Genomic DNA, 23,226 nt, shown 5'->3' with positions numbered 1-23,226 from the left:
TTTAAAACAAAGATCAAAGATAGTCAATGTCAGAGGTCGTAAATAATTAACAATAAACGAGGTAAAAAATATGAACAACAACTTTAATAACTTTAACAACATGGATGATTTATTTAACCAATTGATGGGTGGTATGCGAGGATACAGTTCTGAAAACCGTCGCTACTTGATTAATGGACGAGAAGTGACACCTGAGGAATTTGCTCAGTATCGTGCAACTGGGCAATTATCAGGAAATGCAGAATCTGATGCACAAATGCAACAACATGCTTCAGGTATGAAACAAGACGGTGTCCTTGCTAAACTGGGTCGTAACTTGACAGCGGAAGCTCGTGAGGGCAAGTTGGATCCTGTTATCGGACGAAACAAGGAAATTCAAGAAACATCTGAAATCCTCTCACGTCGTACGAAAAATAATCCTGTTCTGGTCGGAGATGCAGGTGTTGGTAAGACAGCAGTTGTTGAAGGACTAGCGCAAGCCATTGTGAACGGAGATGTTCCAGCGGCTATTAAGAATAAGGAAATCATTTCCATTGATATCTCAGGTCTCGAGGCTGGTACTCAATACCGTGGTAGCTTTGAAGAAAATGTGCAAAATCTAGTAAACGAAGTGAAAGAAGCAGGAAATATTATCCTCTTCTTTGATGAAATTCACCAAATCCTCGGTGCTGGTAGCACTGGTGGAGACAGTGGATCTAAAGGTCTTGCAGACATTCTCAAGCCAGCTCTCTCCCGTGGTGAGTTGACCGTTATTGGGGCAACAACTCAAGACGAATACCGTAACACTATCTTGAAGAATGCGGCTCTTGCTCGTCGTTTCAACGAAGTCAAGGTCAATGCTCCTTCAGCAGAGGATACCTTTAAAATCCTTCAAGGGATTCGTGACCTCTATCAACAACACCACAATGTCATCTTGCCAGACGAGGTCTTGAAGGCAGCAGTGGATTATTCTGTCCAATACATTCCTCAACGTAGTTTGCCTGATAAGGCTATCGACCTTGTAGATGTAACGGCGGCTCACTTGGCAGCTCAACATCCAGTAACAGATGTTCATGCTGTTGAACGTGAAATTGAGGCAGAAAAAGACAAGCAAGAAAAAGCAGTTGAGGCAGAGGACTTTGAAGCAGCTCTCAATGCCAAAACACGTATTGCAGAATTGGAGAAAAAAGTCGAAAACCACACAGAAGATATGAAAGTGACTGCCACTGTCAATGATGTGGCTGAATCTGTAGAACGAATGACAGGTATTCCAGTGTCACAAATGGGAGCGTCAGACATCGAACGTTTGAAAGATATGGCCCATCGCTTGGAACACAAGGTGATCGGCCAAGATAAGGCGGTAGAAGCTGTAGCTCGTGCTATCCGTCGTAACCGTGCTGGTTTTGATGAAGGCAATCGCCCAATCGGTAGCTTCCTCTTTGTAGGGCCTACTGGGGTTGGTAAGACGGAGCTTGCTAAGCAGTTGGCGCTGGATATGTTTGGAACCAAGGATGCTATCATTCGTTTGGACATGTCTGAATACAGTGACCGCACAGCTGTATCTAAGCTGATCGGTACAACAGCCGGTTATGTAGGATATGATGACAACAGCAATACCTTGACAGAACGTGTTCGTCGCAATCCTTACTCTATCATTCTCTTGGATGAGATTGAAAAGGCTGATCCACAAGTTATTACCCTTCTCCTCCAAGTTTTGGATGATGGTCGTTTGACTGATGGCCAAGGCAATACAGTGAACTTCAAGAACACTGTCATTATCGCGACATCAAATGCTGGCTTTGGCTATGAAGCTAACTTGACAGAAGATGCGGATAAACCAGAATTGATGGATCGTTTGAAACCATTCTTCCGTCCAGAGTTCCTTAACCGCTTTAACGCAGTTATCGAGTTTTCACACTTGAATAAGGAAGACCTTTCTAAGATTGTGGACTTGATGTTGGCAGAAGTCAACCAAACCTTGGCTAAGAAAGACATTGATTTGGAAGTCAGCCAAGAAGCTAAGGACTTTATCACAGAAGAAGGTTATGACGAGGTAATGGGTGTTCGTCCACTCCGCCGCGTGGTTGAACAACAAATTCGTGATAAGGTAACAGATTTCCACTTGGATCATCTAGATGCCAAACATCTGGAAGCAGATATGGAAGATGGCGTTTTGGTCATTCGTGAGAAAGCCTAAGACAAAATTTTGAGAATAAAAAAGAAGGAACTAGCTAAAAAGCTGGTTCCTTTTTGTGTTTAGATGACATGACGCTCAAAGGCATCATCTGAAATTCCTTGTTCCAGGATGAGTTTCGCCCATTCTTTAGCAGAAAAGAGGCTGTGGTCCTTGTAGTTTCCGCAAGATTCGATGGTTGTTCCAGGGACATCTTCCCAAGTAGTGGTTTCAGCAATTTCCTTGAGCGAATCCTTGATAACAGCTGCAATCTCAGCGCTGGTGTGACGTCCCCACATAATCATGTGGAAGCCTGTCCGGCAACCAAATGGTGAACAGTCAATCATGCCGTCAATGCGGGTACGGATGAGTTTTGCTAAGAGGTGCTCAATAGTGTGAAGCCCAGCAGTAGGGATAGAGTCCTCGTTTGGCTGTACCAAGCGAATATCAAAGTTGGAGATGATGTCTCCTTTTGGCCCCGTTTCTTCCCCAATCAAGCGAACATATGGGGCTTTAACAATGGTGTGGTCAAGTTCAAAACTTTCAACAATAACTTCTTTTGACATGATAAATCCTTTCAGTTTTATTCTTTCATTATATCATAAAGCCTGCTGTTGATGAAGTTTGATAAATGACTTTTTGGTATAACAAAGTCTCCATACAAAACTCGCAGAATTATAAAGAAAGAATGGGGTAAAGGAAAAGAAAAACTGAGTTCTTTCTAATGGAGTTAGAGCGACTTTTGAAAGGTGGGACCAACTTTTAGAACTTCTGCTTAATCTCTGAACTAATTCTGAACTAGATTGGATATACTGGAGAAAATAAAGATAAAGGAGTTCAGTATGGAACATATAGTGAAAATAGAAGGAGTCTGCAAAAAGCATGGCAGTAAGCAGATTTTAGAAGATATTTCTTTTACAGCTAGAAGCGGTCGGATAACAGCTTTTCTAGGCCCAAATGGTGCAGGGAAAAGTTCGACCTTGAGGATTCTCTTGGGATTAGATCGGGCGACGGCAGGAACTGCGACTTTTGATGGGCAAACCTATCAGTCAATGACTTATCCGCTCAGAACGGTAGGTGCAGCCTTTGACGGCATTGGCGGTCTGCCAAATCGAAAGGTCTATGACCACTTGAGGATTATTGCAGCGAGTAATGCTATTCCCAAGTCTCGGATCGATGAGGTTTTGGAGATGACTGGAATCGCTCATAAGAGGAAGGATCTCTTGTCAAGCCTGTCTCTGGGGGAAGGTCAGCGGTTGGGTTTAACAGCAGCTTTGCTGGGTGATCCTCAGTTTCTTATATTAGATGAGCCGACTAATGGACTGGATCCAAGTGGGATTAAGTGGTTTAGAAAGTTCATTCGTCAGCAAGCTGATTTAGGGAAAACGGTACTTCTATCTTCCCACATCCTGTCAGAGGTACAAATGGTGACAGATGATGTAGTCTTGATTCATCATGGGCGAATTATTGAGCAGGGACGATTAGAAGAGGTGCTGCAAGATTCAGACAGTCTAGAAGACCTCTTCTTTGACTTGACAGAGGAGGCTTAAGATGAAAGAAACGATGTCCTTATTGCATTCAGAATGGTTGAAAATTCGATCAACCAAGGCTTTCAAAGTGAGTATGGCCTTCATGCTGCTATTGGTACCTGCCGTATCCTGGCTGGAGGGCCGACAGTATTTGTCTATTGGCTTGGATGCCACACCTAAGACAGTTCCCGGCCTGGCAGAAGCCATTGACCCGCTGGAATATCTGGGTCTCAACGGGGCCTCTATGGCAGGCATGGTTTTGGTCATCTTAGCTGGAATTTTGGGAGCTATGGAATCTCAGTCTCACAGCTTGAGAACTAGTCTTTTATCCTGTAATAACCGCCTGAAGTTGCTTGTGGGGAAACTCATGACCTTTGCTTGCTTTTCTCTTGCCAGTAGCTTTTTATCAATCTACTTTAGTTATATGGTCATGCACCTGGCTTTAGGAAAGGAAGGGCTTGATCCGATTCTGCTCAATCAGGCAGCTTGGAGTTTGATTTTGTGGAAAACCTTATCTCTAACCTTATTAGGAATCCTTTCATTTTTGTTAGGTTTATTGGCTCGGACCATGCTAGTTCCTCTGCTTTTTCTTGTACCCCAAATCTATAATCTGGGAAACTACCTGGCAGCTCACACGAGTTGGGGAGCTTATCTGCCACAGCCAGCAGGAGAGTTGTTTGCGGCAACGCCAACTTCCCAATATACCAACAATCCCTTGCAAGGGCTCTTGATACTTGGTGCATGGTTACTAGTCATTGGTGGAGCGACCGCTCTGCGCTTTTTAAAGACGGATTTAGGAGGGAGATACTGATGATAAAAGCTCTGCTTAAAAGTGAATGGATTAAGTTCCGTTCTTACTATCTCGCTCTTGGTGCAGCCTTGGTGGCTCTGGTAGTCGTTCCATTTTTTCTGATGAATCTTGACTACAGTCAAACAGCAGTTGGCCAGACAAAGGCTCTGAGTGAGGCTTTGCATGCCCTCTATCTGGCACAGCCTGTCATCGTCATCTTTACTTCCCTCTATTTTGCCCAGGAGTTTGTCAAGTCTGGGATGCGAACGAATTTTCTAACCGTATCAAATAGAAAGGCTTGGTTGACTGGGAAAATCCTTTTTCTGTTCTTGCTGCTCTTGGTTCTCTATAGTGTCATTATAAGTAGCTGTTTCTTTGTTATGCTGGCTCGATTTGACCTGGACTTTAGCTGGTCCTTACTGGGGAAATTCCTCCATTACAGCTCTTTTGGTCTTCTCAGCAATATTTTTCTGGCTTTTTTAACTGCGGGCCTCGCTTTGCTATTTCAATCTTGGGTTGTGCCAGTGTCGGTGCTCTTTCCTCTTTTGATTGGTCTCAGCCGTTTATTGGCAACATTCATCAAGGAAGCAAAATACCTGCCCGATCTAGCTACCCTAAATCTTTTTGAGTATGAAGGGCTTCAGCATTCAATAGATCTATCAGGGCTGAGAATACAGCTGTTCTGGCTAGCTTTGGTTTGGAGCTCTGCTATATTCTTAAGCTTGAAACGAGATGTTCGCTAGAGGTATGCTATAATGGAAATTATGAGACAGTATCGTATTTTGGTAGTTGATGACGACCAAAGCATTTTAAAGCTGGTGAAAAACGTCCTAGAGCTCGATGCTTATGATGTGACGACGCTTGATCGGATAGAAGAGCTAGAATTGACGCATTTTGTCGGGTATGACTTGATTCTGCTGGATGTGATGATGGAGCCTGTTAATGGTTTTGAGTTGTGTTCCTACATTCGTCCGCATCTTTCTTGCCCAATCATATTTCTGACGGCTAAGGAGTTGGAGGCGGACAAGGTGGAAGGGCTCTTTCGCGGAGCAGATGACTATATTGTCAAACCTTTTGGAACCAAAGAATTGCTGGCGCGTGTCAGAGCGCATATTCGGCGGGAGGAAAGACGGGAGGAGCGCTATTCTGAAGTTGCTTCTTGCCAATTTTATCCAGAGCGCTATGAAGTGGCCTGTTTTGGTAAAGTCTTGAAATTTTCAGAGCGAGAGTTTAAATTGCTGTATTTACTAGCTAGCAATCCCAAGCAGACCTTTTCAGCTGAACGCCTGCATACCTTACTTTACCCAGAAAGTTCAGAAACACAGCTTCGCTCCATCTCAGAATATGTATATCAGATTCGCCAAAAATGCAAACAAGAAGGGCTGCAAGCAATCGCAACAGTGAGAGGAGTAGGCTATAGATGGCAATTAGAACCCGAAATTTCAAAAGCCTAGTCTGGACAACCAGTTTAAAAATCGTCTTTTTTCATGTTTTGATTTTTGTGCTTATCGGCTATGAATTTACACAAGGCAGTGATTATGTCCTTTTCACCTTGTTCTTTTGGGCAGGGAGCTTGCTGCTGATTACTTTTTATCATATTTTGAAATTGCTCCGAAAAATCGACAGGGAAATAAAAATGCTAAAGAGCGAGAAGCTTTTAGAAAAAAATCAAAGTCAACTTTTTCGGATTGAGGAGATGCTAGAAGTCTACAGCGATTTACGAAGCAGCCACCAAGAAAATGCTCGTCTTCTAGAAAAAGAGCAGCGGCATAATCAGGAGTTGATTTTACAGCTATCAGCGACATCGCACGATTTGAAGACGCCCCTAACTGTGATTAAGGGGAATGCTGAGCTCTTGGAGTTGGCGCAGTTGAGCCAGCCGCAGGCAGACTATGCTGCTGAGATTTTGCAGGCCAGTCACAAGATGGAAGAGTATTGTGGCTCTTTGATTGATTACGCTAAGACTTTTCAGATTGATTCTAATCAGTTCAGTCAGCTTTCCTTAGAGGACTTTTTGGCTGATCTCCAGGACGATTGGGCACTGTTCAGCAAACAGGAAAGCTATCGTTTTTCTCTCCAAGAAGATTGTGAGCTTGGTCTGATTTTGTCAGTTCATTTGGACTATCTCAAGCGAGCTTTGATCAATATTTTACTGAATGCGCTTGAACATGCTGACCCGGATCAAAAGGAAGTGAAGCTGACGGTATCAGTGCAGCAGGATCAGTTGGTTTTTGCTATCTGGAACAACGGCCCTGCATTTTCAAAGGAGATGCTGCTGGGAGCGGAACAGCTCTTTTACCAGAGTGACCAAAGCCGCAATTCAGCTAATCCCCATCATGGTATCGGCTTAGCCTTTTCTAAGCAGGTCGCTCTCTTGCACGGTGGCCGTCTGACCCTGCTCAATCCAGACCAAGGAGGAGCCTGTGTTGAGTTGGCAATTTCATTGAAATAAATGAGGATGGGAAATTATAAAAACGCATAATACCAAGTGTTCAAAAGCCTTGATATTATGCGTTTTATCTTTTATCATGTAAAGATTTACTGGATTTTTACTCAAATTGAGTTTTATCCAGCCTCGTTTAATTATTTCCGATACAAGCGATCGTATTGGTAGTATGGGTCAAAGGTTACGTTGATACCTAGTTTGCGAAGGACATTCTTGTCTTCATCGGTCAAGATGATGGTTGAGTGAGCTTCGCTTCCTTTGAGGTTACCAAGTTCCTTCATTGCGCGCGCAGCATCAGGGTTTTCCATAGCCGTGATTGCAAGTGCAATCAAAATCTCATTTGAGTGGAGGCGAGGATTGCGACTGCCTAGATGGTTAATCTTGAGGCCTTGAATTGGTTTGACAACTTCAGGCTCAATCAATTTCACTTCCTTAGCAATGTCAGCAGATTTCTTAATCGCATTGATCAAGGCAGCGGCTGTAGGACCAAAGAGTTCTGAGTTTTTACCAGTGACAATGTCGCCAGATGGCAATTCGAGAGCTAGGGCAGGGCCACCAGTTTCTTCTGCTTTTTGGCGTGCAGCAACAGCAACCTTACGGTCTGCAGGTGTGATACCGAGGTCGTTCATGAGAAGTTCAATCTTCTTGACAGCAGATTCTCCGACTTTTTCAGCTTTAAAATCAAGTACAGTCTGATAGTAGCGACGGATGATTTCTTGTTTAGAAGCTTCGATAGCAGCTTCATTATCTGTAATAGCAAAACCAACCATGTTGACACCCATGTCTGTTGGTGAAGCGTACGGAGATTCACCGAGAATGCGTTCCAACATGCGCTTGAGCACTGGGAAGATTTCAATATCACGGTTGTAATTGACAGTGGTTTCTCCGTAGGTTTGGAGATGGAAGGGGTCAATCATGTTGACATCATCTAGGTCAGCTGTGGCAGCCTCGTAGGCCAAATTGACTGGGTGATGAAGGGGAAGATTCCAAACTGGGAAGGTTTCAAATTTAGCGTAACCAGATTTGATACCATTGATTTGGTCATGGTACATGTTTGACATACAAGTTGCCAATTTTCCAGAACCAGGTCCAGGAGCAGTTACGACGATCAAGTTGCGACTGGTTTTGATGTAGTCGTTTTTCCCCATACCTTCAGGAGAAATGATGTGATCCATATCAGTCGGATATCCTTTGATTGGATAATGAAGATAAGAATCAATCCCGTTTTTCTCTAGCTGGTTGCGGAAGGCATCTGCAGCGGGTTGTCCAGCGTACTGTGTGATGACAACCGAACCAACAAAAATTCCCAGCTCATTGAATTTGTCAATCAAACGAAGAACTTCTTGGTCATAAGAAATGCCCAGGTCGCCACGTGCTTTGGAATGCTCGATATTGCTAGCGTTAATGGCAATCACAACCTCAACCTGCTCTTTCAATTCTTGCAAGAGCTTGATTTTGTTGTCAGGTTCATAACCAGGAAGGACTCGGGCAGCGTGGAAATCTTCTAACATTTTGCCACCAAACTCTAAGTAGAGCTTGCCGTCAAATTGGTTGATGCGCTCCAAAATATGGTCGCGCTGTAGATTCAAATATTGTTCAGAACTAAAAGCTTGTTTTTTCATTTTTTTACCTCTGACCTCTATTATAATAAAAAATTGGAAGTTAGGAAACTATGGAGCTAAAAAAGAAATCAAAAAGATTAGGCAAACGCTTGCACAAAGTTTTAAAAAGCGCTATCATAGATTATAGATTATTAAAATAATGAGGTAAGAAGATGCAAGAAAAATGGTGGCATAATGCCGTAGTCTATCAGGTCTATCCCAAGAGTTTTATGGACAGCAACGGAGATGGAATTGGTGATTTGCCAGGAATTACTAGTAAGTTGGACTATCTAGCCAAGTTAGGAATCACAGCGATTTGGCTTTCTCCTGTTTATGACAGTCCGATGGATGATAATGGCTATGATATTGCTGATTATCAAGCGATTGCAGCTATTTTTGGAACCATGGAGGATATGGACCAACTCATCGCAGAAGCTAAGAAGCGTGATATTCGAATTATCATGGACTTGGTAGTCAATCATACCTCGGATGAACACGCCTGGTTTGTTGAGGCCTGTGAAAATCCTGACAGCCCTGAGCGAGACTACTATATCTGGCGGGATGAGCCCAATGATTTGGAGTCTATTTTTAGTGGCTCTGCTTGGGAATACGATGAAAAGTCAGGGCAATACTATCTCCACTTTTTCAGCAAGAAACAGCCCGATCTCAACTGGGAGAACGAAAAACTTCGCCAGAAAATCTATGAGATGATGAACTTCTGGATTGATAAAGGCATTGGCGGTTTCCGTATGGATGTCATTGACATGATTGGGAAAATTCCTGACGAGAAAGTAGTCAATAATGGTCCTATGCTTCACCCATATCTCAAGGAGATGAACCAAGCCACCTTTGGTGACAAAGATCTCTTGACGGTGGGAGAAACTTGGGGGGCAACGCCAGAAATTGCCAAACTCTACTCGAATCCAAAGGGGCAAGAATTGTCTATGGTCTTCCAGTTTGAACACATCTGTCTACAGTATCAGGAAGGGCAACCTAAGTGGCACTATCAAAAAGAGCTGAATATCAGTAAGTTAAAAGAGATTTTCAACAAATGGCAGACAGAATTAGGAGTTGAGGACGGCTGGAATTCCCTCTTCTGGAACAATCATGATCTCCCTCGTATCGTCTCTATTTGGGGAAATGACCAAGAATACCGCGAAAAATCTGCCAAAGCCTTTGCAATCTTGCTTCATCTCATGAGAGGGACACCTTATATCTACCAAGGTGAGGAGATTGGGATGACCAATTATCCTTTTGAAAGACTCGATCAAGTAGGAGATATAGAATCCCTCAACTATGCGCGTGAGGCTCTTGAAAAAGGAGTTCCGATAGAGGAAATCATGGACAGTATCCGTGTCATCGGGCGTGATAATGCTCGTACCCCAATGCAATGGGACGAGAGCAAAAATGCTGGTTTCTCAACAGGTCAACCTTGGTTGGCAGTTAATCCAAACTACCAAGCAATCAACGTTCAAGAAGCACTGGCAAATCCAGATTCTATTTTCTATACCTATCAGAAGTTGGTCCAGATCCGTAAGGAGAACAGCTGGTTGATTCGAGCTGACTTTGAACTACTTGATACGGCTGACAAGGTCTTTGCCTATATCCGCAAGGACGGAGACCGTCGCTTCCTAGTTGTGGCTAACTGGTCCAATGAAAAACAAAACTTTTCAGTAGAAGGAAAAGTGAAATCTGTCTTGATTGAAAATACTGTGGCTCAAGAAGCGCTTGAGAAACGAGTCTTGGCTCCATGGGATACTTTCTGTGTGGAAATGACTGACTAAAATGAGAGAACCTCAAGCTTCAAAAGCTTGAGGTTTTTTACTAAAAATTGTGTAGAAAAATCTTAAAAAATATGTGTTAGAATTTTCTAAAAAATCTGTCGAAAATCCTTGCTTTTATGAAAAAATAGGGTATAATGGTGAAAACACTATCTTTAAGGAGATTACTTATGAGATCGAAAAAGTGGCTCTTAGGAGCAGGTGCTGTCTTGAGTGCAGCCCTTCTGTTAACTGCTTGTGGGCAAAGCGAAAAGAAGGCTGATGCTCCCAAGACATTTTCTTATGTCTATGCAATAGATCCATCGTCTTTAGACTACAGTGTGACGAGCAAGAGCTCAACTTCTGACGTTATAGCCAACGTTGTCGATGGCCTCTTGGAAAACGATAAATACGGGAACTTGATTCCGTCGCTTGCAGAAGACTGGTCCGTTTCTAAAGATGGCTTGACCTATACCTACAAACTTCGTAAGGGTGTAAAATGGTATACTTCTGAGGGAGAAGAGTATGCTGAAGTCAAGGCTCAAGACTTTGTTACAGGTCTGAAACACGCAGCTGACGGCAAATCAGACGGCTTATCCCTCCTTCAAGACTCTATCAAAGGTTTGGCTGCCTACATCAGTGGTGAAAGCAATGACTTTTCTACTGTAGGAGTCAAGGCTGTTGACGATTACACGGTTGAATATACGCTTAATAAACCAGAAAGCTTCTGGAACTCTAAAGTCACAACTGCAACCATGCTTCCAGTTAATGAAGAATTCTTGAATTCTAAAGGGAGCGACTACGGTGCACCAACACCATCAAGTATTCTTTATAACGGCCCTTACCTTTTGAAATCATTGACTTCAAAATCAGTCATTGAATATGAAAAGAATCCAAATTACTGGGATAAGGATAATGTTAAGATTGACAATATTAAACTAACCTTCTACGATGGATCAGATCAAGAATCTTTGATTCGCAGCTTTACACAAGGTGCTTATACAACAGCCCGTCTCTTCCCAACAAGCTCAAACTTTGAGTCAACTAAGAAAGAGTACGGCGATAAGATTGTCTACAGTCCACAAGAAGCGACAAGCTACTACCTCACGGTTAACGTAAACCGCCAGTCTTACAATAAAACAGCCAAAACAGACGAAGCTCAAAAAACATCAACGAAAGAAGCTCTTCTTAACAAGAACTTCCGTCAGGCGCTGAACTTTGCCCTTGACCGTCACTCTTACACTGCTCAGTTGAATGGTGAAGAAGGTGCGGACAAAATTATCCGTAACAGCCTAGTACCTCATGATTACGTTCAAGTAGGTGAAAAGACATTTGGAGAGTTGGCACAGGCAGAGCTGGTTTCTTATGGAGACCAATGGAAAGATGTAGCCCTTACTGATGGTAAGGATACGCTATACAGTCCTGAAAAAGCCAAGGCAGCCTTTGCAAAGGCTAAGGCAGAATTGCAGGCTAAGGGTGTGACCTTCCCAATCCGTTTGGATGTTCCAGTTGAACAAACAGATGTAATCGCGGTTCAACAAACCAACTCACTCAAGCAGTCTATCGAATCATCACTTGGTACGGAGAATGTCATTGTCGATGTCCTTCAAATGACAGATAATGAGAAAATGAGCATTACGTCTCAAGCCAAGGTGCCATCTCAAAAAGACTATGACTTGAACGGAACTGGTTGGGGACCTGACTATCAAGACCCAGCTACCTACCTCAACATCCTTGATGCTAAGAAGGGTTCTGCCCTTAAACACTTGGGAATTACTCGCGGAAAAGATCCAGAAGTGATGGCTCAAGTTGGTCTAGACGAATACAAGAAACTCTTGGATGATGCTGCAGCTGAAACCAGCGACCTCAATAAGCGTTACGAAAAATACGCTAAAGCTCAAGCTTGGGTATCGGATAGTTCGCTCTTGATCCCAGTTGCCTCTTCGGGTGGCTCTCCAACTGTTAGCCGAACTGTACCATTCTCAAAAGCATACTCACAAGTCGGAATCAAGGGAGACCCGTTTGTATTCAAAGGTTTGGAGCTGCAAAAGGATGTCGTGACTACAAAAGAATACGAAGAAGCTCTCAAGAAATGGCAGAAAGAAAAGATTGAAACAAATGCCAAATACCAAAAAGAGCTAGAAAAACACGTCAAATAGCCTATAAAAGAAAAGGAAGTTGCAGAAAATCTGTACTTCCTTTTTCTGATTTTGAGACACCAGTTGTCGTAAAAGCAGTTCTTGAATGCCAATTGAAGTTGAAATGAAAAACTGATAAGCAGATCACGGTTATAAAAGTTCTTTAATTAGCTTTTGAATGGTTGTAACACTTAAAACGATGCTTCTTGAAGATAATTCTAGTGTATTGTGAAATAGAGCGAGTAGAAACCTCAAAAAAACGAACTTTAATATTTATATGGCAAATCACTTTGAGAATATTTATTCAGTATGAATGAATTTAAAATAATTCCTAAGTAAGTGTCTAGTATTTTATAGTTTTAGGCTTAAAACTATAAAATGCTTATTTTAACAACTAAAAATACTGTTTTTTTAAAATAATAGTAACTATGTTATTTTTTTGATTTTAAATTATGAAAGTGCAATAATTATTATTGGACGCAATAAATATAAAAAAGTGTTCAATAAGTCCAATTTATATTTTATAAAATATATTCCTTGTTTATAGTCCGAAAAACGAATAGTGCACAAAAGTTTTCCGAACGTTATGACCAGCGATTCTTTTTTGGAGGTTTAATTTAAAATGAATAGAAAATATGGTCTTTTGGCGGGAGCGGCTCTGGCGACAGCAGTTGCAGTTTCAGCTTCTGTAACACCAACGGTTCATGCAGATTATCGTTGGGATTCCCGTCATAGTTGGGACTATGATTTTGATGATTGGGGTTATGACTATAATTATTGGAATCGATACAACTACCGACAGCCAGATAGTGGTCGCTATTTTTACTGGAATGGCAGCTACTACTACCGTATGAGTGATGGTAGTTACTATATTTACCGTGATGGTGAGTGGAAACCACTGACAAACAATCGTGACAACAATTCTTCAACGAACAACTTAGTAAATGATAGCCACTATCGTTACGAGAATGGCTACCATTACTATGTATTAGAAAATGGGGATTATTACTACTACCAAAACGGTCGGTGGGTGTTTGTCAAGAAATCTGCGGATAATCAAAACGAGTTAGAAAATCCAGGTGGGGTGGAACTCCCGGAAAATCCCCCATTCAATGGAGCGGATGGGGAATTTAATCCTTTTGAATCAGGTACTATTGAGTTTCCAGAGGCTCCGTCTTATGGAGGTGCGGATAGTGAATATGCTCCTTTTGATTTGGGAACAATCGAACTTCCAGAAAATCCTCCATTCAATGGAGCTGACGGAGAATTCAATCCTTTTGAATTAGGTTCTATTGAATTTCCAGAGGTTCCGTCTTATGGAGGTGCGGATGGTGAGTTGGATCCTTTTTCGCCAAAACCAGACCAGCCAAATGAAGAACCAAAACCAGATAATTCAATCAATCCCTCTGTCCCAGAGACTCCAGGTTTGGTAACAACAGATGAACCGAGTGAAAATCAGATTCCTCCGTATGTTGAAAAACCAGTGCCAGGTTTAGAGCACTTATTATGGGCTCCAAATGGAAGCCAACCCAAATTAGTCATCCCACCAGGAAAACCAGGTGACAAGATTCTGGAAAATGATACAAACTATGCCTTTGATGGTACTAATCACTATTACTATGTTGAATCAAACGATGCAGTCACAGGTTACACAGCCTACTGGAAGTGGACGGGAGATGTATGGAAGCTACATGGAATGACAGATCCAACTGACCCAGCGCTGGATCCGAACTTGCACTCAAATCCCGTAGATGATGAGTATAGCTATAGCGATCAAAACTCTAGCGTGAAATTGTATTCGACTAATTTAGTCGAAACTGCCAAAGCAGGACAAGCACTTCCTTTCCAAAATGTCGAGGAATTCAAAAACTATGTGATCGAAAAACTAAATCCTAAGTTTTTAGATAACGCGGGTTGGGATGCAAAGGTCACTTGGGAAATTGAAGATGAGGATATCTTTGAGAAAACCAAAAATGATCCTTGGGCTAGAGATTATGTTTTAGTCTCCAACCTCAAGAGTGGAGTGGATGAAGAAAAATACCGCGATGTAGAATTTGGTTATGTGAAATTTGTCTTCCGCGTTGCTGCGACGGATGATACGAATTATTACTATATGGAAAAGGCCAAAGAAGCATTCGCTGGAATCAATGAAATTCGTAAGGAACAAGGTTTGAAAGAATTGACTTGGTCAGATGAGATTTATCAAAATCAAGCTCTACCAAAAGCAAACCAAATCTCTCGCCAATACGATAGCTCAGGTTTTGTTGGTCGTCGTGACCAAGATGCAGCTGCCGTTGTCAAGAAATGGGCAAATGGCGGTTTGAGAGAATTGCTTTTGGATCCAAATGCGACAGAAGGAGCTGTAGCGGCAGTAGTTAGTGGAAATGGAGACTACTACTGGGCTTACAATTACAAATAAAATGAATTTCTAACTTCATCAAGCTCTTTGTTAATTGAAGCGGATTGATGTTAGCTAAGATTTGGAGAGGACAATCACTATCCTCTCCATTTTTATTCAGAGAGATAAAGATTTGTTTCTTAGAATTATCAAAGTCACGGAAATCAAAGGAATAGCGTTTGGTGGCTTTTATAAGGCTGTTAGCAGTTTCCTGCTTTACTTTAGAATTAGGCGATCGAATCTTATCTGCGTTCTTTCGAAAGGTTTTGGAAACGGTTTGGAAAGCGGATGGATGCCTTGGGTTTCGTCTTCTATCGGTTCGAAAGAATTTCGAAAACCAAACTAGTTACCTATTTATTTTTGCACGCTCGGTGGCTAATTTTATTCTAGAGCTGTCAATGCTAGTGTAGGTTAATCATTTGCTGGAAAACCAGTAACTTTACATTTTGGGATGGATTTGATAGAATATATTTATGTTACAAGAAGTGACATAAAGGAGTGAATGATGAAAATGAAAAAAAGACTGATCGGAACGGGTCTTGTCTTAGCGACGGGGCTCTTGCTTTCGGCCTGTGGACAGTCCAACACAGATACAAGCACCTTCTCATCAACATTTAGCGCAAACCCAACGACATTTAACTATCTTTTAGACTATTACGCAGATAATACTGCAGTGATTACCAATCTTGTGGATGGTTTGCTAGAAAATGATAGCTATGGCAACCTAACGCCAGCTCTAGCTGAGGATTGGTCTGTTTCAGCAGATGGTTTGACCTATACCTACAAACTCAGAAAAGATGCCAAATGGTACACAGCTGATGGAGAAGAGTATGCTCCAGTCAAAGCCCAAGACTTTGTTACTGGGATCAAGTATGCTGCGGACAACAAGGGGCAAGCCATGGATCTCATCCAAAATTCAATCAAGGGATTGAATGACTATGTGACGGGTGTGACTAATGACTTTTCAACTGTTGGTGTTAAAGCCTTGGATGACTACACAGTCGAGTATACTTTGACACGGCCAGAACCTTATTGGAACTCAAAAACAACCAATAGTATCCTTTTCCCAGTCAACGAAGAGTTCTTGAAATCAAAGGATAAAGATTTTGGAACCTTGACACCAGACAGTATCCTTTATAATGGTCCATATTTGTTAAAAGATTTTACATCAAAATCTTCAATCGAGTATGTGAAGAATACTAACTACTATGATCATGAGAAAGTCACCATTGAAAAAGTTAAATTGGCTTACTTTGATGGCTCTGATCAGGAGATGACCATTCGTAACTTTGAAAGTGGTGCCTACTCACTTGCGGGAGTCTATCCAAATAGCTCGAGCTATGCCAAGACGAAAGAAAAATATCAAGACAACATTGTTTATAGCTTACAAGACAAGACTTCTTGGTACTTCAACTTTAACGTTAACCGTAAAGCATATAACCATACTGCAAAAACATCAGATCAACAAAAGAACTCAACGCAAACAGCGATTTTAAATAAAAACTTCCGTCAGGCGCTTAACTTTGCTATCGATCGTACGACCTACTCTGCCCAATCTAATGGAGAAGAAGCAGCGAGCAAAACCCTTCGTAATACTCTGGTTCCCCCAACATTTGTCCAGGTGGGAGATAAGACCTTTGGAGAAGTGGTTTCTTCTAAACTTGTTCAGTATGGAACAGAATGGACAGGAATCAACTTGGCGGATGCCCAAGATGGTTACTTCAACAAGGAAAAGGCCCAAGCAAAATTTGCGGAAGCTAAAAAAGAATTGGAAGCCCAAGGCGTGACCTTCCCTATTCATTTGGATGTCCCAGTTGATCAAACCAATAAAAATGCCGTTTCTGGGATGAATTCGCTTAAACAAACCCTTGAAACAGTACTAGGTTCTGACAACATCGTCATTGATGTTCAACAACTTTCGACGGATGACTTTGGGAATGTTGCCTTCCTAGCACCCAATCCAGCAGCTCGTGACTACGACCTAAACTTCGATGGTTGGGTTGGTGATTACCAAGATCCGTCAACTTATCTAGATCCATTCAATGCCGAAGATGGCTTCTATCTCAAGATTTTTGGCCTAGATGCTAAGGAAGACCAAGAACTGATCAAGAGTCTAGGATTAGATACCTATACAAAACTTCTAAAAGAAGCAGATGCTGAGAATCAAGATGTCGCTAAGCGTTATGAAAAATACGCTGAAGCTCAAGCTTGGATGATTGACAATTCTCTAGTCATGTCTGCTATGTCAAATGGTGGTACGGCCTCTGTAACCAAAGTAACTCCATTCACACGTGCCTACTCTCTAGTGGGAATAAAAGGTGATGGAAACAACTACAAGTACATGAGACTGCAAAAAGATCCTGTTACCAAGAAACAATTTGATGAAGCCAAGACTAAGTGGGAAGAAGAAAGTAAAAAGGCTATCGAAAAGAGCCAAAAAGAATTTGAAAATCATATCAAATAAAAAGTTAAATAAGGTCTCTTGCAAGAGATCTTGTTTTTGTTTGCTCAAGGTCCTAAATAATGAAAACGGTCACTTCAAAATATAGCTAAGAAAAAAGGAATGAAAACGCTGAGAATTGTGGGAATGAATGGAATTTGTCCTACTTTTGTGATATAATTACTTTAATTATTATAGTATAGGGGAGTGTCATGACGAAACGTTCAAAGAGATCTCGCTCAGGAAAAGTAAAGCGAAGCGTTAACATAGCCTTGTTAACTGTTTATCTATTGTTGGCTAGCTTTTTATTGTTTTTGATTTTTAAATATAATATCCTTGCTTTTAGATATCTTAATCTAGTGGCAACTGCGTTAGTTCTATTAGTTGCCTTAGTAGGGCTGCTCTTGATTATCTATAAAAAAGCTGAAAAATTTACTATTTTTCTATTGGTGCTCTCTATCATTGTGAGCTCTGTTTCACTTTTTGCAGTACAGCAGTTTGTTGGACTGACCAATCGTTTAAATGCGACTTCTAATTACTCAGAATATTCGATCAGTGTCGCTGTTTTAGCAGATAGTGAGATTGGAAATGTTACGCAACTGACGAGTGTAACAGCACCAACTGGGACTGATAATGAAAATATTCAAAAACTACTAGCTGATATCAAGTCAAGTCAGAATACCGATTTGACGGTCGACCAGAGTTCGTCTTACTTGGCAGCTTACAAGAGTCTGATTGCAGGTGATACCAAGGCTATTGTCTTAAATAGTGTCTTTGAAAATATCATCGAGTCAGAGTATCCAGATTACGCATCGAAGATAAAAAAGATTTATACTAAGGGATTCACTAAAAAAGTAGAAGCTCCTAAAACTTCAAAGAGTCAGTCTTTCAATATCTATGTGAGTGGAATTGATACCTATGGCCCGATTAGTTCAGTGTCGCGTTCAGACGTCAATATCCTGATGACTGTCAATCGAGATACCAAGAAAATCCTCTTGACCACAACGCCACGTGATGCCTATGTACCAATCGCAGACGGTGGAAATAATCAAAAAGATAAATTGACCCATGCAGGCATTTATGGAGTTGATTCGTCCATTCATACCTTAGAAAATCTCTATGGAGTGGATATCAATTACTATGTGCGATTGAACTTCACTTCGTTTTTGAAATTGATTGATTTGTTGGGTGGGGTAGATGTTTATAATGATCAAGAATTTACTGCCCATACAAATGGAAAGTATTACCCTGCAGGTAATGTTCATCTTGATTCAGAACAGGCTCTCGGTTTTGTTCGCGAGCGCTACTCCCTAGCAGATGGTGACCGTGACCGTGGGCGCAATCAACAAAAGGTGATTGTGGCTATCCTTCAAAAATTAACGTCGACCGAAGCACTGAAAAATTATAGTACGATTATTGATAGTTTGCAAGATTCTATCCAAACAAACATGCCGCTTGAGACCATGATGAACTTGGTCAATGCTCAGTTAGAAAGTGGTGGAACTTACAAAGTGAATTCGCAAGACTTGAAAGGTACGGGACGGATGGATCTTCCTTCTTATGCGATGCCAGATAGTAACCTCTATATGATGGAAATTGACGACAGTAGCCTTGCATCTGTCAAAGCTGCTATTCAAGACGTGTTGGAGGGCAGATGAAATGATTGATATTCATTCGCACATTGTCTTTGATGTAGATGATGGTCCCAAGTCAAGAGAGGAAAGCAAGGCCCTCTTGACAGAAGCCTACAGGCAGGGGGTGCGAACCATTGTCTCTACCTCTCATCGTCGCAAGGGCATGTTTGAAACTCCGGAAGAGAAGATAGCAGAAAACTTTCTTCAGGTTCGGGAAATAGCTAAGGAAGTGGCGAGTGACTTGGTCATTGCTTACGGGGCTGAAATTTACTACACACCAGATGTTCTGGATAAGTTGGAAAAAAAGCGGATTCCAACCCTCAATGATAGTCGTTATGTCTTGATAGAGTTTAGTATGAACACCCCTTATCGCGATATTCATAGCGCCTTGAGCAAGATCTTGATGTTGGGAATTACTCCAGTCATTGCCCACATTGAGCGCTATGATGCTCTTGAAAATAATGAAAAACGCGTTCGAGAGCTGATCGATATGGGCTGTTACACGCAAGTAAATAGTTCACATGTCCTCAAACCCAAACTTTTTGGAGAACGTTATAAATTCATGAAAAAAAGAGCTCAGTATTTTTTAGAGCAGGATTTGGTTCATGTGATTGCAAGTGATATGCACAATCTCGAAGGTAGACCCCCTCATATGGCAGAAGCCTATGGCCTTATTGCCCAAAAATACGGAGAAGCGAAGGCTCAGGAACTTTTTATAGACAATCCTCGAAAAATTGTAATGGATCAACTAATTTAGGAGAAATGATGAAAGAACAAAATACGATAGAAATCGATGTGTTTCAATTATTTAAAACCTTATGGAAACGCAAGCTAATTATTTTATTAGTGGCACTTGTGACAGGGGCGGGAGCTTTTGCATATAGCACTTTTATTGTTAAGCCAGAATATACGAGTACCACGCGTATTTACGTAGTCAACCGTAATCAAGGAGATAAGCCGGGACTGACAAATCAGGACTTGCAGGCAGGATCTTATCTGGTAAAAGACTACCGTGAGATTATCCTTTCGCAGGATGTATTGGAAAAGGTAGCGACAAATTTGAAATTGGATATGCCAGCAAAAACGTTAGCTAGTAAAGTTCAAGTGACTGTACCAGCTGACACTCGTATCGTCTCAATCTCTGTCAAGGATAAACAACCAGAGGAAGCCAGTCGCATCGCTAATTCTCTACGAGAAGTTGCTGCAGAAAAGATCATCGCTGTAACGCGAGTATCTGATGTAACGACACTTGAAGAAGCGCGACCAGCTACGACTCCCTCTTCTCCAAATGTTCGACGCAATACCTTGTTTGGTTTTCTTGGAGGAGCCGTCGTAACAGTAATTACTGTTCTTTTGATTGAGTTACTCGATACCCGTGTGAAACGTCCTGAAGATGTCGAAGATGTACTGCAAATTCCACTTCTAGGGGTCGTTCCTGATTTGGACAAAATGAAATAGGAGGAAGCTATGCCAACGTTAGAAATCTCACAGGCAAAATTGGATCTTGTAAAAAAGGCAGAGGAGTATTATAATGCTTTGTGCACGAACCTACAGTTAAGTGGAGATGATTTGAAAGTATTTTCTATCACTTCTGTGAAACCAGGAGAAGGAAAATCAACGACTTCCACCAATATTGCTTGGGCTTTTGCGCGTGCAGGTTACAAAACGCTGCTGATTGATGGAGATATTCGCAATTCTGTTATGTCAGGTGTCTTTAAAGCAAGGGATAAGATTACAGGTCTGACAGAATTTTTATCAGGAACCACAGACTTGTCACAAGGGCTTTGTGATACCAATATCGAAAATCTCTTTGTGATTCAGGCTGGCTCTGTGTCACCGAATCCGACAGCACTTCTTCAAAGTAAGAATTTCAGTACAATGCTTGAAACCTTGCGTAAATATTTTGACTACATCATTGTAGATACTGCTCCTGTCGGTGTCGTGATTGATGCAGCTATCATTACGCGAAAATGTGATGCTTCTATTTTAGTGACAGCAGCAGGTGAAACAAATCGACGGGATATTCAAAAAGCGAAAGAACAGTTGGAACAAACTGGGAAGCCGTTTTTAGGAGTTGTGTTGAACAAATTCGATACTTCAGTAGATAAATACGGTTCTTACGGAAATTATGGAGATTACGGAAAAAAATAAAAAATAGGTTGGGGGATAGAGATGAATGGAAAAGTAGTAAAGCCTTCATTGGCCATAATCCAGAGTTTTCTTGTTATTTTATTGACTTATCTGCTTAGCGCTGTGAGAGAAACAGAGATTGTTTCAACAACAGCTATTGCACTTTATATCCTCCATTATTTTGTCTTTTATATCAGTGATTATGGACAAGATTTCTTTAAAAGGGGATATTTGCTTGAGCTTGTCCAGACATTGAAATATATCCTATTCTTTGCGCTAGCGATTAGTATTTCTAATTTTTTCTTAGAAGATCGATTTAGTATTTCTAGACGAGGCATGATTTACTTCCTCACATTACATGCTCTCTTAGTCTATGTGCTAAACTTATTTATCAAGTGGTATTGGAAGCGAGCTTACCCCAATTTTAAAGGAAGTAAGAAGATCCTCTTGCTCACAGCAACTTCTCGTGCCGAAAAGGTACTGGATAGATTAATAGAATCAAATGAGGTTGTTGGGGAGTTGGTAGCTGTCAGTGTTTTAGACAAACCAGATTTTCAGCATAATTCTTTAAAGGTAGTAGCAGAGGAAGATATAGTAGAATTTGCGACTCATGAGGTGGTCGATGAAGTCTTTATCAATCTTCCAAGTGAAAAATACAATATTGGAGAGCTTATCTCTCAGTTTGAAACGATGGGAATTGATGTAACAGTCAATCTAAATGCTTTTGATCGTAGTTTGGCACGTAACAAGCAAATTCGTGAGATGGCAGGATTAAACGTTGTGACTTTTTCTACAACATTTTATAAGACTAGCCACGTGATTGCTAAGCGGATTATTGATATTATCGGTTCTCTAGTAGGGCTGATACTATGTGGTCTAGTCAGTGTTGTACTGGTCCCTTTGATTCGAAAGGATGGGGGCTCTGCTGTTTTTGCTCAGACGCGTATTGGAAAAAATGGTCGCCACTTCACTTTTTACAAGTTTCGCTCCATGTGTGTAGATGCTGAGGACAAAAAAAGAGAACTCATGGAACAAAATACCATGCAGGGTGGAATGTTTAAGGTGGATGATGACCCACGTATCACGAAAATTGGTCGTTTTATACGGAAGACTAGCTTGGACGAGCTGCCACAGTTTTATAATGTTCTAAAGGGAGATATGAGTTTGGTTGGTACACGACCACCAACAGTGGACGAGTATGAACACTATACCCCAGAACAAAAACGTCGCCTAAGTTTTAAACCTGGTATAACAGGCTTATGGCAGGTCAGCGGACGAAGTGAGATTAAGAATTTCGATGAAGTTGTCAAATTAGATGTGGCTTATATAGACGATTGGACAATTTGGAAAGATATTGAAATTTTATTGAAGACAGTTAAAGTTGTATTTATGAGAGATGGAGCGAAATAGATTGATAGATGTAAAAATCATTGTGGCAACACACAAGAAGGTTAAAATGCCTCAAGATAATTCTCTCTATCTTCCAATACATGTTGGGAGAGAGGGGAAATCAGATATCGGTTTTATTGGAGATAATACTGGTGATAATATTTCATCTTTAAATCCATATTATTGTGAATTAACAGGACTTTACTGGGCGTGGAAGAACTTAGACTGTGATTATCTAGGTTTAGTACACTATCGTCGTTATTTTACAAAAAGATCACGAGGTTATTCGGAACATATCAACATGGATGAAGTTGTTTTATCTCGAGATGATTTAGATAATCTTCTTTCTAAAAATGATGTTCTAGTTCCTAAGAGGAGGCGATATTATATTGAAACACTCTATTCACACTATGCCCATACTTTGGATGGAAGTCATCTTGATATTGCTCGTGATGTCATTAAAGAGTTAAGCCCAGAATATTTAACGACCTTCGATAAGGTTATGAAGCAACGTAGTGGTTACATGTTCAATATGTTTATCATGAAAAAAGATTCGGCAAATCAGTATTTTTCTTGGTTATTTCCTATTTTAGATAAGATGTACGAGCAAATAGATGTATCCCAGTTAACACCATTTGAAGCTAGACTATTCGGTCGTGTTAGTGAATTATTATTTAATGTGTGGTTGAAACATAAGGACATTAAGCCAAAAGAACTTCCATTTATGTATATGGAAAAGGTGGATTTGTTTGAAAAAGGGAAATCCTTCTTAATGGCAAAATTTTTTGGAAAGAAGTATGGTCAGAGTTTTTAGATAGG

At 41.1% G+C, this 23,226-nt stretch carries 18 protein-coding genes; 16 read left to right on the top strand and 2 right to left on the bottom strand.

Translation table 11 applies throughout. The features are described 5' to 3' along the window. Window positions 1-70: 70 nt before the first annotated feature. Complete coding sequence (locus tag D8803_RS04470) at window positions 71-2,176, top strand: ATP-dependent Clp protease ATP-binding subunit (RefSeq protein ID WP_131200383.1); 2,106 nt, start codon at window positions 71-73, stop codon at window positions 2,174-2,176. A 59-nt stretch (window positions 2,177-2,235) separates the two neighbouring features. On the opposite strand, the gene D8803_RS04465 is transcribed toward D8803_RS04470, so the two are convergent. Then, a complete protein-coding gene (locus D8803_RS04465; RefSeq protein WP_000032544.1) occupies window positions 2,236-2,718 on the bottom strand; it encodes an S-ribosylhomocysteine lyase in 483 nt (160 codons plus the stop codon). A gap of 276 nt (window positions 2,719-2,994) precedes the next feature. Here D8803_RS04465 and D8803_RS04460 point away from each other — a divergent pair, with 276 nt between their 5' ends. Genes D8803_RS04460 through D8803_RS04440 form a run of 5 tightly spaced genes read left to right on the top strand, consistent with a single transcriptional unit; the run spans window position 2,995 to window position 6,923 of the window. After that, window positions 2,995-3,702, top strand: coding sequence for an ABC transporter ATP-binding protein (locus D8803_RS04460; RefSeq protein WP_131200382.1), 708 nt, complete (start codon window positions 2,995-2,997; stop codon window positions 3,700-3,702). Between the two features lies 1 nt (window position 3,703). Next, on the top strand, window positions 3,704-4,492 hold the full coding sequence (locus tag D8803_RS04455; protein ID WP_131200381.1) for a lantibiotic ABC transporter permease: 789 nt from the start codon (window positions 3,704-3,706) through the stop codon (window positions 4,490-4,492). Further along, complete coding sequence (locus D8803_RS04450; RefSeq protein ID WP_131200380.1) at window positions 4,492-5,214, top strand: lantibiotic ABC transporter permease; 723 nt, start codon at window positions 4,492-4,494, stop codon at window positions 5,212-5,214. Before D8803_RS04455 ends, D8803_RS04450 begins: the two co-directional genes overlap by 1 nt. Window positions 5,215-5,226: 12 nt before the next feature. Beyond that, the gene (locus tag D8803_RS04445) at window positions 5,227-5,925 is read left to right on the top strand and encodes a response regulator transcription factor (protein WP_131200379.1); all 699 of its coding nucleotides are present in this window, start codon (window positions 5,227-5,229) and stop codon (window positions 5,923-5,925) included. Further along, window positions 5,892-6,923, top strand: coding sequence for a sensor histidine kinase (locus D8803_RS04440; RefSeq protein ID WP_131200378.1), 1,032 nt, complete (start codon window positions 5,892-5,894; stop codon window positions 6,921-6,923). The genes D8803_RS04445 and D8803_RS04440 overlap by 34 nt, the downstream gene beginning before the upstream one ends. Before the next feature lie 131 nt (window positions 6,924-7,054). On the opposite strand, the gene D8803_RS04435 is transcribed toward D8803_RS04440, so the two are convergent. Next, window positions 7,055-8,539, bottom strand: a complete 1,485-nt coding sequence (locus tag D8803_RS04435) for a DUF1846 domain-containing protein (RefSeq protein WP_131200377.1) — start codon at window positions 8,537-8,539, stop codon at window positions 7,055-7,057. 152 nt (window positions 8,540-8,691) lie between these two features. Between D8803_RS04435 and D8803_RS04430 the strand changes: the two genes are divergently transcribed. The 10 genes from D8803_RS04430 (at window position 8,692) to D8803_RS04385 (ending at window position 23,221) form a co-directional block, all read left to right on the top strand. After that, window positions 8,692-10,302, top strand: coding sequence for a glycoside hydrolase family 13 protein (locus tag D8803_RS04430; RefSeq protein WP_131200376.1), 1,611 nt, complete (start codon window positions 8,692-8,694; stop codon window positions 10,300-10,302). A 167-nt stretch (window positions 10,303-10,469) separates the two neighbouring features. Next, on the top strand, window positions 10,470-12,437 hold the full coding sequence (locus tag D8803_RS04425) for a peptide ABC transporter substrate-binding protein (RefSeq protein WP_131200375.1): 1,968 nt from the start codon (window positions 10,470-10,472) through the stop codon (window positions 12,435-12,437). 601 nt (window positions 12,438-13,038) lie between these two features. Further along, window positions 13,039-14,835, top strand: a complete 1,797-nt coding sequence (locus D8803_RS04420; RefSeq protein ID WP_131200374.1) for a CAP domain-containing protein — start codon at window positions 13,039-13,041, stop codon at window positions 14,833-14,835. Window positions 14,836-15,316: 481 nt separating this feature from the next. Continuing rightward, window positions 15,317-17,278 (top strand): peptide ABC transporter substrate-binding protein, encoded by a 1,962-nt coding sequence (locus D8803_RS04415; RefSeq protein ID WP_131200373.1) that lies wholly within the window; start codon window positions 15,317-15,319, stop codon window positions 17,276-17,278. A 188-nt stretch (window positions 17,279-17,466) separates the two neighbouring features. Beyond that, window positions 17,467-18,912, top strand: a complete 1,446-nt coding sequence (gene cps4A / locus D8803_RS04410; RefSeq protein ID WP_131200372.1) for a capsular polysaccharide biosynthesis protein Cps4A — start codon at window positions 17,467-17,469, stop codon at window positions 18,910-18,912. 1 nt (window position 18,913) lies between these two features. After that, a complete protein-coding gene (cps4B, locus tag D8803_RS04405) occupies window positions 18,914-19,645 on the top strand; it encodes a capsular polysaccharide biosynthesis protein Cps4B (RefSeq protein WP_131200371.1) in 732 nt (243 codons plus the stop codon). Window positions 19,646-19,653: 8 nt separating this feature from the next. Then, window positions 19,654-20,346, top strand: a complete 693-nt coding sequence (gene cpsC / locus D8803_RS04400; RefSeq protein WP_131200370.1) for a capsular polysaccharide biosynthesis protein CpsC — start codon at window positions 19,654-19,656, stop codon at window positions 20,344-20,346. Window positions 20,347-20,355: 9 nt separating this feature from the next. Further along, the gene (locus D8803_RS04395; RefSeq protein WP_084975882.1) at window positions 20,356-21,039 is read left to right on the top strand and encodes a tyrosine-protein kinase; all 684 of its coding nucleotides are present in this window, start codon (window positions 20,356-20,358) and stop codon (window positions 21,037-21,039) included. Window positions 21,040-21,060: 21 nt separating this feature from the next. Beyond that, a complete protein-coding gene (locus D8803_RS04390) occupies window positions 21,061-22,428 on the top strand; it encodes a sugar transferase (RefSeq protein ID WP_131200369.1) in 1,368 nt (455 codons plus the stop codon). Further along, a complete protein-coding gene (locus D8803_RS04385; RefSeq protein ID WP_411756586.1) occupies window positions 22,415-23,221 on the top strand; it encodes a DUF4422 domain-containing protein in 807 nt (268 codons plus the stop codon). The genes D8803_RS04390 and D8803_RS04385 overlap by 14 nt, the downstream gene beginning before the upstream one ends. Window positions 23,222-23,226: the final 5 nt, after the last annotated feature.

It is taken from the genome of Streptococcus oralis (genome assembly GCF_003943385.1).
Taxonomy (GTDB): Bacteria; Bacillota; Bacilli; order Lactobacillales; family Streptococcaceae; genus Streptococcus; species Streptococcus oralis_CA.
Note: the sequence above shows the minus strand (reverse complement) of the source record. Positions and strands in the feature narration are given on the sequence as shown.